12 protein-coding genes are annotated in these 16391 nt (G+C 56.1%); 7 read left to right on the top strand and 5 right to left on the bottom strand.

Annotated features, from left to right (window positions below):
* Positions 1–361: 361 nt before the first annotated feature.
* From NHH03_RS11255 to NHH03_RS11245, 3 genes are read left to right on the top strand one after another with little or no spacing between them, the layout of a single operon-like run.
* Positions 362–3313, top strand: coding sequence for a CHAT domain-containing protein (locus NHH03_RS11255; protein ID WP_253156090.1), 2952 nt, complete (start codon positions 362–364; stop codon positions 3311–3313).
* Positions 3314–3367: 54 nt separating this feature from the next.
* Positions 3368–4459, top strand: coding sequence for a hypothetical protein (locus NHH03_RS11250; protein WP_253156088.1), 1092 nt, complete (start codon positions 3368–3370; stop codon positions 4457–4459).
* The gene (locus NHH03_RS11245) at positions 4456–5214 is read left to right on the top strand and encodes an RNA polymerase sigma factor (protein ID WP_253156086.1); all 759 of its coding nucleotides are present in this window, start codon (positions 4456–4458) and stop codon (positions 5212–5214) included. The genes NHH03_RS11250 and NHH03_RS11245 overlap by 4 nt, the downstream gene beginning before the upstream one ends.
* Before the next feature lie 91 nt (positions 5215–5305).
* Here the strand turns inward: NHH03_RS11245 and NHH03_RS11240 are convergent, their stop codons facing one another.
* The 4 genes from NHH03_RS11240 to ptsP are packed head-to-tail and all read right to left on the bottom strand — an operon-like array spanning position 5306 to position 11887.
* A complete protein-coding gene (locus NHH03_RS11240) occupies positions 5306–6751 on the bottom strand; it encodes a glycoside hydrolase family 130 protein (RefSeq protein ID WP_253156085.1) in 1446 nt (481 codons plus the stop codon).
* 11 nt (positions 6752–6762) lie between these two features.
* The gene (locus tag NHH03_RS11235; RefSeq protein WP_253156083.1) at positions 6763–9030 is read right to left on the bottom strand and encodes a glycosyltransferase family 4 protein; all 2268 of its coding nucleotides are present in this window, start codon (positions 9028–9030) and stop codon (positions 6763–6765) included.
* Entirely contained in the window at positions 9027–10109 is a 1083-nt protein-coding gene (locus NHH03_RS11230) for a glycoside hydrolase family 130 protein (RefSeq protein WP_253156081.1), read from the bottom strand. Before NHH03_RS11230 ends, NHH03_RS11235 begins: the two co-directional genes overlap by 4 nt.
* Positions 10106–11887 (bottom strand): phosphoenolpyruvate--protein phosphotransferase, encoded by a 1782-nt coding sequence (gene ptsP / locus NHH03_RS11225; RefSeq protein ID WP_253156079.1) that lies wholly within the window; start codon positions 11885–11887, stop codon positions 10106–10108. The genes NHH03_RS11230 and ptsP overlap by 4 nt, the downstream gene beginning before the upstream one ends.
* Before the next feature lie 370 nt (positions 11888–12257).
* Between ptsP and NHH03_RS11220 the strand changes: the two genes are divergently transcribed.
* Positions 12258–12488, top strand: a complete 231-nt coding sequence (locus tag NHH03_RS11220) for a helix-turn-helix domain-containing protein (protein ID WP_253156077.1) — start codon at positions 12258–12260, stop codon at positions 12486–12488.
* Here NHH03_RS11220 and NHH03_RS28160 read toward each other — a convergent pair.
* A complete protein-coding gene (locus NHH03_RS28160; protein WP_253156075.1) occupies positions 12472–14421 on the bottom strand; it encodes a DUF885 family protein in 1950 nt (649 codons plus the stop codon). The two genes, NHH03_RS11220 and NHH03_RS28160, sit on opposite strands and share 17 nt — an antisense overlap.
* Before the next feature lie 217 nt (positions 14422–14638).
* On the opposite strand from NHH03_RS28160, the gene NHH03_RS27910 reads away from it, so the two are divergent.
* From NHH03_RS27910 to NHH03_RS11205, 3 genes are all read left to right on the top strand, one after another.
* Positions 14639–14770, top strand: a complete 132-nt coding sequence (locus tag NHH03_RS27910; RefSeq protein WP_261364212.1) for a hypothetical protein — start codon at positions 14639–14641, stop codon at positions 14768–14770.
* A gap of 66 nt (positions 14771–14836) precedes the next feature.
* Entirely contained in the window at positions 14837–15046 is a 210-nt protein-coding gene (locus NHH03_RS11210) for a hypothetical protein (RefSeq protein WP_253156073.1), read from the top strand.
* Positions 15047–15143: 97 nt separating this feature from the next.
* Positions 15144–16385 (top strand): DUF1559 domain-containing protein, encoded by a 1242-nt coding sequence (locus tag NHH03_RS11205; RefSeq protein ID WP_253156071.1) that lies wholly within the window; start codon positions 15144–15146, stop codon positions 16383–16385.
* Positions 16386–16391 lie beyond the last annotated feature (6 nt).

Below are 16391 nucleotides of genomic sequence, written 5' to 3'. Positions count from 1 at the left end.
AACAATTGTTGGCCGGCGAGTGCTTTGTCTGCAATTTGGGACGCCGGGCGTCCTAGTTTACCGGTCATGTCCAGTCCACGGAATGAGAGTCGATTCAACAGAGGGGAGCATCAACCGTCGCCGATGATGTAGGATATTGGCAATGTGTCGTGTTGCCTCGCACGTGCAAAATCAGCTCCTTCGCTTCCGCCGAAATCGTGTCGCAACCCGGCACCGGCGGCAACATTTCCCTCACAGGCACCGCATTATGTTGGCGCGACCCGCGCGGTCTAACCGCTCTCTGGCACTTCTGTTTCGATCCACTTCGCCACGCATTGCAATCATTCAAAAATGTTTTTTTAACAGTCTGCTTGTTTGCGGCATGATCTTCAGCGTGGTAGGGCCGGTGGGGACACCGGTCCACGGCCAGGGGGCCGGATTAGGGGGTAGTTTGGGACGCGAACCGACCGGGGTCAGTTACCCCTCGCCGGCCTATTATGCCGCGCTGGAAGTGTATCGCACGGCCGAATTGGATCGCGCGATGGACGCGTTCGAGATAGCGATCAGCCGTACACGCCGTGACGCCAATGGACATTGGATCGACGCGATTCCGGTGTTTGCGATGATGGCCGAGTGCCAATATCGCCAAGGCGACCTGGAAGGCGCGATGCAGAGTCTGGACATGGTGCTGAAAATTGCGATCCGGCGTGCGCGCTGGCTGTCGCGCCCGGTTTGGGCGGAGGTGATGAAGACGCCATTTCAGTACTCGCCCAAACAGTATTTGTGGGACGAAGCCAATGCGGTCAATCGTTTACCGCTCTCGCGCGCCATCAAATTCTACTCTGGCGAACAGATCACCGAAGCTCGATTGGCCCAAGGCGGCACCATGGAAGAGCTAAACATCAAGACGGTCGACGTCGTCGAAATCATGCGTGGACTGGCGATCGCCAGCTACCGGCGGCGGATCATTTTGGGACCGTTGGCCGAAGCCGATCCGTTGGCGGTGCAGGCTCTGGACAGTACCAAATATCCGGCCGGATTGGATTTGCCGTTGGCTCGAAATCTGATCGGCGCCATGCGCGCCGCTGAGCGGTTTGGTGCGATGCAGGATGAGCGTGCGATTGCCGATGCCAATTCAAACACGACATTCAATCAGGGTGTGCACCCGTTGTCACCGATCACGGCGTTGTGTGCCGCATCAGCACTGGCCGGAACCGACAAATCCCCTGCCGCGGTTGGCGTGTGTTTGGCAGCCGCCAATCAAGCCGCTTCGATGGATCAATTCGAATGGATCGGCGAATCATTGCAGTTGGCTGCTGGGTGCGCCGACGCAAAACAGGCTGCCGTTGTCCAACAGGCCGGACGGGTCGCCGCGTCGAAGTTGTTGCGTCAATCCAGGTTGGCTGCGCTGCACTGCTTAATTGCGGCGGCCGATGCGTCGGTCACCGCGGGCGATTTGCAATCTGCCACCACGCTTTTGGCCGAGGCCAAATCGTTGTCGATGCGGCGCGATGTGCTGCAACCACGATTGCAGGCCTATGGCGCTTATGTGGCGGCACGACTGGCAACACGGTCGTCGACCACCAGCAATGACAATCATCCAGCCGCCGCGACGCCTTGGAGCGATGCCATGTCGCAGATGGTTGGATTCGCGACCGACAGCAAAATGCGCAAGCGAAACCTGATCTCGATGCCTCGCCTGTACCAATTGCAGCGAGTGCGATTGGCATTGGGACGCGATTTAGATGGTCAATCCGCCGACGCCCTGTTGTCGCTCTACACAGACGATCCGACGATCGACGTTTGGCGGCGTGATCCCGTGGATGCGATCTCGGGATGTATCGCGGATCGAGATTCGTTGCGACTGGCCCGGTTGCGCACCGCCGCGGCACGAGAAAGCGCACAGGACGTGTTGTTGCGGATCGAAGACATCCAATCCGGTCGGGTGCGACATCAATTGGCGCTGGGCGGGCGGGTGATGCAAACCCGATCGCTGGCGCGGATCCCCGATGAATTGACCGATCCCAAAGTCGTCGGATTTCGCAACGCGGCGGCCAAGCCGATTCGCGACTTGCGCGCCGCCGTGGTCGCTGCGGCGGGGGCTGGTCCGGCCGCCGATCCGAACTTGGAACAAGCCAAAATCAATCGCCTCGAGGCCGACGCCTGGTCGATCGCGCTGGACCGCTACGATTTGCCCTTCGTCATGCCCCACGAACTGGATTCCAAACAACCCACCGCTGAACTCCCAGGCGGAGTCGGATTGTTGGCATTTTTTCAAGATGAAAACCTGATCCACGTCGTTTTGTGCACGAAACAAAAATCAACCTACTGGTCGATCAAGGGTGCCAACCGCGTTGGCGGTGAAATTGCCAAAGTGATGCGTGGAATCGGCGCATCCGCCTCGCGTGGAATGCGATTGCCCGAAGACGACAGTTGGCGCTCCGACGCGGTCGCGCTGCGAGACCGGTTGGTGATGCCCGGGACGGGGCCATTGCTAGAGGGGCGTCTGGCCGAAATCGAACAGTTGGTCGTGATCCCTGATTCGCTGTTGTGGTATTTGCCGTTCGAAATTTTGCCGATCGGTGATCCAGATTCGGCATTGCTGGGCGATTCGATCAAATTGTCCTACGCCGCCACCCCGGCTCTGGCGATGTATCCCACCGCGTTGGCGGCAACCAATCCCGTCACCGCATTGGCCGCGGGCCCATTCTTTGCGCCACGGGAGATGGAGACCAACGCAGCGATGATTCAATCGATCGTCGATTCGATCGCCGGCGGTGCCGTGGTGCGATTACCTGAACAGGCCCTGATCTCCACCAGTCGCAGTGGTGAATTGGCCGGGCATTTGCTGATCGCCCAGCCCACGACTCCCAACCCCAAGTCCACCCTGGATAGCGCATTGGCCAGCTACGAAAGTTCGCTGCCAAACGGCCGATTGCGGTTCTGGGTGGGATTTCCAGGTGTGAAACCGGCCAGTGTGTTCCTGGCCGGATTTCGATCTCATTTGGACACCGGGCAAACGGTTTTGGGCAGCGAGATCATGCTGACCATTGCGGCACTGCAATATGGCGGCGTCCGTGATGTGGTGCTCAGCCGGTGGGCGGTGGGCGGACAGTCGACCGCAATCCTGATGCGTGAATACGTTCAAGAGCTTCCGTTTCTGGGACCCGTCGATGCACTGGCCCGAGCCGAGAGTGTGCTCCGTCGCAGCGAGCTGTCGCCGCTGGGTGAACCCACACTGACCGCGCGAGATCAAGACCGCGAAACGTTGACCGGCGACGAGCCCTTTTTCTGGTCGACGTATCTGCACGCGGCGCCGATCGAAAAGAAGTAGAATACGCGTCCCTCTGATTCAGCCCCACTTCCCTCCATCAAGTCGCATTGCATCGTGATTCATCGTCTGGCATTTCTACTCGGCATCGGACTGATGCCACTGGTTCCATCGATCTGTTCGGCCCAGCAGTCCGACTCGGCTAGTTGGAGTGTGATCGCGGGGACCGGACAAACCGATTCCCAGGTCGCAAACGAACCGTCTGATCCTCAAACGGTCGCACTGCGAAATGTGTACGGCATTGAGGTGACCGACGATGCGATCTATTTCAGCACCGTGGATGATCATTCGATTTGGAAATGTGATCGCCAGCTGACCAAGATGCAGCGATTCGCAGGGACCGGCCAGCAAGGTTACAGCGGTGACGGTGGGCCCGCGATCAAGGCCACGTTCAACGCGCCGCATGAGATTCGCGCCGACGCCGCCGGCAATTTGTTTGTCGCCGATACACGCAATCATTGCATCCGTCGTATCGATCACGCCACGGGCCAGATCGAAACTCTGGGTGGTGACGGGGTAGCCGGATTCCGCGGTGACGGTGGACCGGGCAAACAAGCAAGGTTTGATCAGCCGCACAGTATCGTGCTCGATGGTGATGGCGGAGTGCTGGTCGCGGACACCAAAAATCACCGCCTGCGGCGGATCGATCTGCAATCTGGAATCGTTTCAACGATTGCCGGTGATGGACGTCCTCAATTACCGACCGCAGGCAACACCGCTGACCAGGTTTCGGTTTTCGGCCCCCGGTCGCTGGCGATCGACGACAACGCGGTGTGGTTGGTGTTGCGTGAAGGGAACAGTGTGTGGCGGATCGATCGAGCGACGAACAAAATTCGCCGTGTCGCCGGTACCGGCGGCAAAGGCTACTCCGGCGATGGCGGTGATCCGTTGCTAGCGACCTTCCGCGGCCCCAAAGGCATTGCCGTTGATTCGGCCGGTAATCTGTTGGTGGTGGATACCGAAAACCAAGCCCTGCGGTACGTTGATCTAGAACAGAACCGGATCAGCACCCTGCCGATCGAGTTCGAGTTGAAACGACCGCACGGCGCGGCGGTGATCAAGCGCCACCGCGATGTCGATGTGTATTTGCTGTCTGATTCGGAAAACCATCGCGTATTGGCAAACCGTGTGTTGGCGACACAACAATGACGCTTGCCGGACGTCTGCCGACGACGCGTTGGAGTTTGGTGATTCGTGCCGGCGAGGCGTCGATCCCGGCGGTGGATCGACAATTGGCCCGCCAGTCGCTCGAGGAGCTCTGTCAGATGTATTGGCCGGCGTTATACGGCTATCTGCGCCGCCGTGGAAAGACCTGCCAAGACGCCGAGGATTTAATTCAAGGATTCTTTGCTGATCTATTGGAACGTGAATCGATCGGGGCGGCCGATGCTTCACGAGGCCGATTTCGAGCCTTTCTCTACGCGTCGCTTGATCACTTTGTCGCCAATCAACAGCGTCGTGAGAATGCCTTGGCACGCGGTGGCAACCAGGCGGTGATCTCGTTGGATCGCAGTTTGGTTGCCGGCGGAGAGCAAGCGTTTTCAGCGGAGGAACTTGCCGACGCCCAACAGGATCCGTCGGCAACATTTGATCGCGAGTGGGCGCGTTGCTTGATTCGCCAAACCCTGCGCACGCTTTCGCAAGAATACACCGCCAAAGGCAAAGGTGAATGGTTCAATCAACTCGCACCCATGTTGACTTCGACCGAAATCACCAGCAAACAGCGAGAAAAAATTGCAAAGCAACTGGGGTTATCAGCCACGGCGCTGAAGGTTGCGATCCACCGACTGCGAACAGCCTATCGCCAACGTTTGATCGATGCCGTCGCCCAAACGGTCGATCACCCGACCGACTGTGGGAAAGAGCGCCAATGGTTGTTCGAGGCACTGGGCAAACCGCAGTGATTGGAGCCCCATTTCAGGGGAACGCTTGCCGGGCGAATGGGTCTTGCGATTACAGCAGACTGGCCATGGACGCCTTCAGTCGTATCGGTTCCTACGACATTGCCGCTAGAAGCGTGGGGAGTTCGATCGTGGCGAACGTGGTGGCGTAGTCCGACATGGCATAGGGTATGACCAAGTGGTTTTGGTGCACAATCGCTCCGCAGGTGTAGACGACGTTGGGGACGTAACCTTCGCGTTCGACTTCGTTGGGGGTGATCAATGGTTCATGCAAACGGGCGAGGATGATCGAGGGATCGTTGATGTCCAACAGCATCGCCCCGATACAGTACTTTCGCATTGCGCCAACGCCATGGGTCAGCACCAGCCAACCGGCATCCGTTTCGATGGGCGAACCGCAATTGCCCATTTGCACGTATTCCCACGGGTTAGCGGGTTTCGTCAGCAGTTCGTAGGTGTGCCAGAAATAGATCATGTCGGAATACATGAGATACAAATGCTCGCCGTCTTGTCGCCCCAACATCGCGTAGTGGCCGTTGATCTTTCGCGGGAACAACGCCATCCCTTTGTTGGAAACGGCCGGTCCATTGAGAGTGTGCATTTTGAAACGAAGAAAATCCTTTGTTTCTAGCAACTGTGGCAACACCATCTGACCGTCATAGGCGCTATAGGTGGCATAGTAGCGACTGCTGCCGTCATCGTCGAAAAAGTGAACGAATCGCGCGTCTTCAATACCGTTGGTTTCGGTCGGGCTGAAGGGAAAGATCAGGCGTTCGGAAAGTTCGTGTTCCGGCGTGTATTGGATCTCGTAATTTGATTTCGCCAGCATGATGACTTTGTCCACCAGCGGCGCCAGTTCGTTGTGGTGGGATCGGCGTTCCCGCAGCGACGCCCGCAGACGCGTTTCGAGCCGCTCGAGTGTGAATTCTTCGGGCAGTTCCGCCAGCACTTCATAGGTAAACGGTGTTCCAAGATTCAACTCAATCAGTTTGCGCCGAAACAGATCATTTTCGTAGCAGGCGTCAAGCACGAATCGTGGTGTCGTGACGAAACGACTGGGTTCATCAATGGTGATCTGTAAGTCGCTGTGAATGGTTCCGCTGCGAAAAACGATCGATGAAATGTGTCCCTCACCGACCGACCGCAGACTCATCGCAAATCGCCGTGCCCCCTGCGGTAAATTGCGTTGGTCGGGATGCCACACCAGCGAAGGATTGAACAGAGCAGCGGATTCCAAGGCGTATTCTTGGGTGAAGTAGGCTCCCAGCAGCAGTCGACGGTTTTCGCTCAGTGGATTATCAGTGAACAGGTGGTGCCGAATGTCACGGTATCGCTGCTCGAAGAACGCCTTGGGTTTTTGATGACGCCCATGAAATTCTTCTAACACGTGAGCAAGCTGGTGGTCGACTTCTTGTTCCGAGAGCGTGCAGACGCGGCCGATCACTCGCATCACACGGTCATCTCCCGGCGGCTGAAACGGTCGCAATACGACACGTTGTTTATTGGGCGAAAGAACGATTCCGGTTCGTTGAATTTGCACGTGATGTCTAACTAGGGAGAGAATGAAATGACTCGCATGGCTGCGCTGAATCCGCGCATTTCCACAAGCGAGAGCAAGAAAGCGAGCGTCGACTCGGCACCCTGGTTTTCGTTGACTTGATTCTCCATCAAACCATCAAAACAACCACCTGTGGATGCGTCGTAGATCGGTTGGCCGAGATCATTTCGGCCAAGAAACCAATCGAATGCCAAGTGGGCTTGTTCGTTCCAAAACCGATCTTTGCTGGCGGCGAAGGCTTCGATCGCGGCTGACACCATTGCGTGAGCCTCGATCGCTTGTTGATCAAACTTTGCTGCCACACCGCCTTCGCGGCTGAAACCGTTGGAACCAATCGGACGAAATCGCCCCTGTGGTGAAAGCTGTATCTCACATAGCCATCGCAACGATTTCAAACCGATGTCCACCGCCCGCTGATCATCACACCAGCGGCCATGGGTGATCAGCGAATGGGATAGTTTTGCGTTGTTGTAAGTCGCGATATTCTCGAACCAGGGCCAATCGTCGGTCGCCGTTGCGACGTACATGTCGACCAACCGGTCGGCAAGTTGCTGGCTCATCAACGCGGCATCTCGATCACCACTGTAACGCCGCAAATACTCTTGGATTCCCATGATTCCCAGTGCCCACGTTCTTGGCGAGGTCGTTTTCTCACAGGCTGGCAATGCCCGATGGAATAACTCGCGAGCCCATGCAGCCAGACCTGCGCGTCGTGACCGACCGATACACGTCCCCAATGCCCACAGGGCTCGGCCCTGTGAATCGTCCGAACCATCCGCTTCCAACCACTTTCGATCAAAGCTCATGAAGTTGCGGAAGCGTCCTGTGTCGCGGTCAAATGCAAGGTTCAAGAACGCTGCATAGCGCGACGCGAGCGAGTGTACCTCCGGTGAATCCTTGCCTTGCTCTTCAAGCAAGACGGTCAAGATCAGCGCCCTGGCGTTGTCATCGGTGCAATAACCGTGCGTATGATCCGGAATCGTATAAATCGCATGCTGCACAACGCCTGTCGAATCACTGATGTGTTGCAGATGATCGAGTTGCATCTGGGGCAGCGCCAGCGGTTGTTCATCCAGAGTCCGAACCGCCAACGGTTTCAGCGGCGTGCTACGTTGCTCGCGTGCCCGATTGAACGAATTGACATACAGCTGGGAAACATGGTCCCAAGTCATGCTGCGCCCCAGCGTGTGGGCCTGAGCTCGCATCGCCAGACGCCGGCCGTCGTCAGCCAGCAGTCCGATGACTTCGCGTGCGATTGCAGACGAATCCGCAAAGGGGACCAACACGCCGCGACCGTCGGCAAGCAATTCTTCGGCGTGCCAATAAGGAGTCGAAATCACTGCCTGACCGCATCCGAACGCATAGGCCAGCGTACCGGACACCGCTTGCTGCACGTTTAGATAGGGCGTGATGTATAGATCAGCGGCGCCGATGAATTCCGTAAGTTCTTCCAGTTCCACGAATCGGTTGTAGAAGCTTACATGTTTGGTGATCCCCAGCTCTTTGGCAATGCGTTCCAAACTGATCCGATAACGTTCGCCTTGATCACGAATCAAACTGGGATGCGTCGCGCCGAGCACGAGATAGATAAAGTCCGGGAAACGGGCGACAATCTCTGGGATGGCTTTTAAAACGTGCTCGATTCCTTTGCCCGGCGACAGCAAGCCAAAGGTCAGCGCGACGGCTTTGTTTTCAACATTGAACTGCTCTTTCAAAACCCTCTGATCGATATCTGGAACATTCGGGATGCCATGCGCGATCACATCCACTTGTTCGCTATCGACCGAGTAAGTGTTCAACAGGGTCTCTCGACACCGCTCGGTCATCACGACCAGCCGCGTCGAAAGTCGAACCAACTGCGCCATCACGGCACGCTGGGTTTGATCGGGCTCGGACAACACGGTGTGCAGAGTGGTGACGACCGGCATTCGCAAGTCTTGCAAGAGTGCCAGGACGTGACTGCCACAGGGGCCGCCGAAGATGCCAAACTCGTGTTGCAGTGAAACAACATCGACATTGCTGAAATTCAGGAAGTCTGCCGCGGCGCGATACTCTTCCAGTTCTTGCTCTGCGACCTGAAATTTGACGTCATCGTCGTATGCATATCCATGGTCGATGTCATCCATGGCGACCACGATACACTCCGCGCCGGATGATCCAGCGACGGCGCCTCGCAAATCGTGGGTGAAGGTCGCGATACCACATTTGCGCGGCAAATAGTCACCGACAAAAGCGATTTTCAGTAGATCGGGAAGAGTCATGGTTTGAGGTCGCCTAATCGTTTTGTATCGAGCGAATCCAAGACAGATCGCTTTGAGAACCGTGTCACGGCGGCACAGGTGTCGGCAGCTCCGTAGAACACATGCAAATCATCACCGAAATCCAACATTGCGGTCGGGAAAATGACGTTGGGTACAAAACCGCTTGTCTCATAGTCGATCGTTGGCTGCATGATCGGCTCGCTCGACCGTGCGAGCACGCGACTGGGGTCATCGCGATCGAGCAAAACGGCCCCCGCAACGTAGCGGCCCACCGTGCCAGCAGTGGTCGATGACGCGCTGCCGTGGTAGAGCGTCAGCCAGCCATCGTCGATCAAAATCGGCGGTGTCCCACTTCCCACCCGGTCGCCTTCCCATGCGCACCTGCCACCCAACACCACCTCATGGCCGCCCCAGTGAATCAGGTCAGGCGAGCGAGCGATCCAAATTTGTGGCGAGCTAAATTGCGAATTCGGATTCGGACGATGCAGCGCGACATAGGCACCCGCGATGCGCTGGGGAAACAAGACGACGTCTTTATTTTCGCTCGCGAAAATGATTCCGTGCCGATGAAACGTGACGAAGTCTGTCGACGACATCAATGCGGTCGCCACGCCCGATCGGGAAACTGCGACATAAGTGATCCAGTAGGTGTCGTCGATTTTGGTAATGCGGGGATCTTCAATGCCGTATTCCTCCGCAGAACCTTCCGGTAACAACGCAGCGACGAATTCCCACGCGGCGTCGTCCAATTTCGATTTGCGAAACAGTTGAAAATGGGAAATCGACGTCAAACGGCGATCGCCGCTTTTTTTGAGCGCAACCACACGAGCATCGATTAGGTGTAAATCGTCATTACAAACCCAATCCACCGTTGTTTCTTGATTGGTGGTCCAACGAGGAAGTGGCGTCGATCCGAGACGTTTTTCGAGCGGGCGTTCGGCCACTCTCGCCAGCATGAACAAATCGTTGTTGACAGACGCAGCGGCAGGATTGAACACGCCGATGACTTCCGATTCGGTCTGGGAAGATTGGATCGCGTGAGGTTGCAGTAACAGGTCGCTGGACAATCGAGCAATCATAAACTGGCCCCCGGCACAGGCGGCGACGAGTGCTGCCCTTGGTTTAAAAAGGGGGACCGGTCGGCGGCAGCCAACAATTGGCGAACCTCCTGTGGACTTCGACAAGCCAGAGCTCGCCTTGCCAACTCGCCGACAACCGCTAAATCGATCTTCCCAATCGCCGCGCGCAGTGCGATTGCTCGAGGTGGGCTGATACTCAGCTCGCGAATTCCCAGACCGATCAACAGCTCAGCAAACTCAGTTTCACTCGCTTCTTCCCCACAAACACAGACCGGACGATCCCACCGCTCGGCCGTCACGACAATTTGACGGATGGCTCGCAAGACGGCCGGATGCATTGCTGTGACAGGGTCTTTTTCAGCCGCCAACTCTCGGTCTGCCGCCAGCAGATACTGCGTAAGATCGTTTGTACCAATGGTGACAAAGTCGGCGAGTTCGAGAATCTCGTCCAAACAAAACAGAGCCGCGGGGGTCTCAATCATTGCACCAATCTGCGGCCGCCTGAATCCATCGCACTCCTTGACGGCTTCCTCGACCATCGCGATGGCTTGAGCGAAATCGTGTCCGCCAATCACCATCGGAAACAGAATCCTGACATCGGCCGATTGAGCGACTTGAACGATTGCCATCAATTGCTCGCGAAGCAGGTCGCGCTCGACGAGCGAAAATCGCAAACCGCGTAAATGCAGACTCGAGGGAGTGATGTGCGGGTCAAGCGATAAAAACGGTGGCAGCTTTTCTCCGCCAAGGTCGAACGTGCGGATGGTTAGCGGCCGATCGCCGATCGCATCCGCCATTTGAGAGTAAACGATTCGTTGCGCGGTTGCGTCCGGACGGACATGTGATTGCAAGTAAAGAAACTCGGTTCGAACGAGCCCCACGCCTGAGAGTCCACGGCGCAGCACTTGGTCGATATCGCTCAGCAATCCAACGTTGCCCAGCAGCGAAATCGCGGTGCCATCGGTTGTCTTACAGGGGCCAATGTCGATCACGTTTTTTTCATCCGCCTGGTCGATCAAGCGATTCATTCGGCCGGTGAATTCATCGAACTGGATCTCAGTTGGATCGGCGATGACCGTTCCGGATTCTCCGTCCACCAATAACGTCACACCACTCGCGATCCGCTCGGTGACATTGGAGATCCCGGAAACAGCAGGGATACCGAGTGACCGTGCGATGATTGCGGTGTGCCCGAGCGTGCCTCCGAATTCCGTTACGATCCCAACAGCGCCCGATTCAGCCAACGCGATAGCGTCCGATGGAATCAGTTCGCGTGCGACAACAATGGCCCCCACCGGAACGTCAACATCACTGTTTGGCGACACACCCAATAGATGTCGCATCATGCGTTGTCCGACGTCGCGAACATCCATTTCGTGTTCGCGAAGATACTCGCTGTCAATCTGCTGCAAGCGACTGGCCCATTGACTGATCACCGAAACCAATGCGTTTTCGACGCCGACAAGATCACTCGAAACGCGCTGTTTGACCGAAGCGGCAATCTCGCTAGCCATCGTCATGTGGGCCGAAAGCATCTCCACTGCCGCGGTGAGCGATGGTTTATCGCTAGCGATCGTGGCGAAAGCGTCTAAGTCTCGCTTCGAACGTTCCAACGCGAGATCCATTCGCTCACATTCGGCCTGGACATCGGTTTTCGTGATTAAGTCGGCTTCACCTGCGTTCGACGAAGAAAAAGTTCGCTGTAGCTCGTAGCTCAACTTGACTGCGACGCCACTGACCAACCCCGTCGAAAGCGCCATTCCTTCCATGCGTTCCATTCCATTCTCCTAATGCCAATGTCCGTCGAGCGGTCCGCCGACAAACTCGATCCACCGTTCAGCGTTAGAAGCGACGTGAAACATCGATCGCCTCCTTCGGCGAACGCAAGACCTGCTGCGATTTGTCTGACGAAGAGAGTCTTCGATGAATTCAAACAGCGAATTTCGAAACGTGGGGGTTTCATCGTAAGAAAGTTTCGACGAATCCCAGGCAATTGTTTCGAACAGGCCAACATTGCAAGTTACCACAAGTTCGATTCAACGCAATCACAAAGTCACCGAATCGGCACACACACCATCACTGTTCGGCCTTTCCCTAGGAGATTGGAGCTTTCACCAGATTCACAGTCAATGAAACGCTGTTGCGCCGATGTGGACAGGCCGATGGGTCAAAGAACTGTTCGGCGTCACAGCCGCTCCACTCATTTTGCAGTGGCAAATCGATTCGGCGGCAAAGGCTGTGCATGAATCACAACGGCCGATCGTCGCGGTTTCGATCGCCCCGGGAGACAGCGATCAAAGTGAGTTCACGCATCAATTTCATAAGACGTTCGAAATGACACCGGGTGATTTTCGTCTCCGCCCTAGCCGTCAAGATTGAATCGCCACATCGGCGGTTGATCGCGAGAGATCGGTTCGTCGAACAGTCGTGACTGCAACAACGCGATGGGCATCTGCCCCAGCCGCAGCACCGCATCATGAAACTGTTTTTTGGTCCCCCGTCCTTCTGCCGTCCAACGTTCTGCGAGTTGCCGAAACTGCATGGCGCCAAGCATGTAGGCGGCTTGATAGAGCGGTGGATAGTCGGGGCCAATGCTGCGGCGAACCTCAGCCGTTGCATTGCGACGATCAAACCCGACGTTGTCAATCAGGAACGCAACACACTGATCGGGTGTCAGTTTCCCCAAATGAAATTTCAGCGAGAACAAGATTCTTGCGTAGCGATGTGCCCGCCATACCAAGAATCCAAGTCGCTCTTCTGGCGTCCTGGCGAAACCTCCTTCATACAACACGAATTCCCAATACACCGCCCAACCCTCCAACCAAAACGGGGTTCCGAACGATCTTCGATGGGGCTGAAATCGAGAGCACTGGTAGTTTTGATAATGATGGCCTGGGATCAATTCGTGATGGACCGTGGCGCGCGCGAAAGCCGGATTGTTGCCTCGCAGACTTTGGCGTTTGTCGTCTTGCGTCATCTGACGTGTGGGAAATGAAACGCTGATGACTTCGCCACCGGTAAAGAATGGATTGACCCGTTGTCGCTGGGGGCTCATCATCTTCATCCGCCAAGTGAATTCGGCGAGTCGGTCGATCGAAAGGAGGTCGTGGTCGCGAATCCATTGGATGGATTGTTCGGCCGTCGTGCGGATCAGTTGTGGCTGCTCACCCGGCGCCACTGATTGATTCTTGATCTGTTCGACGGCAGATTGCCAGTCGTCTCCAAACCCCATCTGTTGTGCGGCCGCAATCATTTCTGCGCGACAGATCAGGTACTCCTGTTCCGCCAACTGGATCAGTTCTTGGGGTGTGTGATCGATAAACTCGCCACGCAATAGCGTTGCAAGTCGCTCGGGGCCGACAATCGTCCCGTCCAAATCGTCATCCTCGCGACTGATCGCGATCGCCGGTTCCGATTTGTCATCCAGAATCGACAGCCGCATTGCAATGTCTTGCTGCAATCGATGGAAATCAATTTGGTCATCACGACACCAGTCGGCAAACGGGTTACCAGCGATCTGGATTTCTCGCACAGCTTGCTGCCATGATCGCAAGACGGGTTCTGGGTCCTTGCGAGCAGCTCGGATGTCATCGCGAAACCGCAGCATCACCGCAGGCATCGCGGCTCCGGTCAAAAGCTCCGATACCGGTGGGTAGTCCGAATCCAAGATCACGGGAAACGACGATTCATCATGATCGACCAGCTGCTCGTCGGAACCTTCCGTAGCGGGCAGCTCTTGAGGGACGGTTTGGGCCCAGTTCGTTAAATGGTCGGCCAACTGATTCGACGAATCGCCCAGCCACCAATCGAAACGAGGGTTGTAGTCGGCATAAAATTGCATCCAGCTCTGGTAGGCATTGATCAATTCAACTGCGATCGGATTCAGTTCTGACTTCGGCAGCGGATTGTCAGCATCGGGTTTACAATCCAGTGAATCGGTTTGTTCCTGCAGGGATTGATCGATTTCGTCGATCTGCCGTGCCGCCTGGGCAAAGTCGATCGGCCGGCCTCGTTGATCCACGTCAACCAGTTTGATCAGTGGCTGGGCAAACGAATAAGTGGACAAAAAACCAATGCGTCGGTTCTGGTCGTCGCCCAGTTGTTTTTGATGTTCGTCGATCTGTGATCGCAGTTCGGCGATGGCGGTTTCGTCTTCCTCACCGCTGGGCTGCGCGACCACGAGCGCCGACTGCCAGGCGTCCAAGTAGCGATCCATTTGGATCAATCGCGCGGCTGAAATTCGAATCGGAAACCGTCGCATCAGCCGGTTGCGATCGACGTTGTAAAGGTCCTTGGCCAGCTGCCAACGCACCGTCCTTGGAAGCTGCTCTAACTCGGTCAGATCAAGTGGAGCCGGGGGAATCGCGTCCGGCGTGCTTTGCTTTGCCTCTGACGGTTCTGCAAGGCATGGTGTCTGGATCAGAGGGCAGGTGAGAGCAATCAGTCCGAGCAATCCAGACAAACAGGCTGGGCGATACATCGTGGATTCCGTCATTCAAAAAAGTACTGAAACAGCGAACCGTCGCAGTATGCCTAGGATTGTTCGACAAGCGGCGCCCCCAGAACGAAAATTGACCAAAACTAAAGCCAGCAGTGAGCAATTGGACAAACACGGGGTCAGTGGCGAGTGTTACATTGAATTTCAGTTTGCCGTGTTTTGACCCGTTTTGTACTTGTGAAACACGTCACTGTTGCCCATTTATTTTTGCATTAGGATCGCGTGTACGATGCGTTCGCACTCTCTGTGTCGGCTTGTTTGCCTCGTCGGTTTGATTGCCTCGTGTGGTGTCTTTTCTGGTTGTGATTCGTCATCGGAACCGAAAGGTCCGGAGCGAGGAGCGATTGAACAGTACCTGGAGGATCATCCGGAAGAGCGGTTGGAAAACGAAGACGCGGCGCAAAATGAGAGCGAAGAATTTGACGCGTCGGCGTCTTGATTTTGATGTGAGATAAATTGCAACAGCGAACAAGTGATCGCGGTCGAATCGCAAGCAAACACAATTCTTCAGTTCTTTTCTTATTGCGGAGATTGTGATGAAAACCAATCCGACAAGGAGTGGTTTCACTTTGGTGGAGTTGCTCGTGGTGATTGCGATTATTGGAATTCTGGTTGGCTTGCTACTGCCGGCGGTCCAGGCGGCTCGTGAGGCCGCTCGGCGAATGAGTTGCAGTAATAATTTCAAACAAATCGGACTAGCCGTCCACAACTATCATGCGACCTACAAGGCGTTGCCGACGATCCGCGGTGGTACGGCATTGGTTCACGGCAACAACAACCCACAGTCACGAGAACCCCGGACGATCGGAGGATCTTATGGCGGCAACAATCTGCACAACCTAAGTTCGCTAGTTCAGCTGACGCCATTTATCGAACAGCAGGCGCTCTGGGAATTGATCAGTCGGCCGTTTCGAGTTCGTGAACCGGCATCCGCCGCAGGCATGTATGAATTCAGTGCGATGGGCCCCAACGCTGACATTAGTTTGGCCCAACACGGTCAATTCCAATATGACCCCTGGCTGACTCAGGTCCCGATGTTGCGCTGTCCAAGTGATCCCGGTGAAGGTCTGCCCGCACAGGGGCGAACCAACTATGGCGTCTGTATCGGCGATGCCATTCAATTCCAAAACACCGGTTTTCGTCGCCAAGACGGTTCCGTCAACAACACCGCCGCGCCGCGTGCACGGTCGACTTGTCGAGGCATGTTTTTCCCACGCAATAACATGCGATTCCGTGACACGCTGGATGGTCTGTCCAACACGATCATGGCGGGTGAGATGAGTACGAATCTCGGTGACCGCAATGTGACGACGCAATCGGTCAATGCGGGCAACTTGGGCCAACTGCAGTCAAATCCAATGAAATGTGGCGACGAATCAGATCCTGAAAGACCACAGTTTTGGATCGCCGGCGCCGCGACCACCGGCGGCAACCAAAACCAACGTGGTTTCAAGTGGTCCAGCGGATACGCTGTGCACACCGGTATGACCACGATTCTGCCACCCAACAGTCCGATCTGCAGCAGTGGCGCCGGGACCTGGCGTCCAGGAATCTATGGTGCCAGCAGTCGGCACCAAGGCGGCGCGCACGTGCTGATGGGAGACGGGGCGGTGATCTTTCTGACGGATTCAATCGAAGCCGGCAGCCAATCGTCGGGCATGATCATCTGGAACGGATCTGACGAACGTGCCCCAGGCCGTGAAAGCCCCTTTGGACTATGGGGTGCGTTGGGCACACGGGCCAACGGCGAAGTGATCCAAGAGCAGCTGAATCAATAGCTGACA

The sequence above is a fragment of the Stieleria tagensis genome (assembly GCF_024129865.1).
GTDB lineage: Bacteria > Planctomycetota > Planctomycetia > Pirellulales > Pirellulaceae > Stieleria > Stieleria tagensis.
Note: the sequence above shows the minus strand (reverse complement) of the source record. Positions and strands in the feature narration are given on the sequence as shown.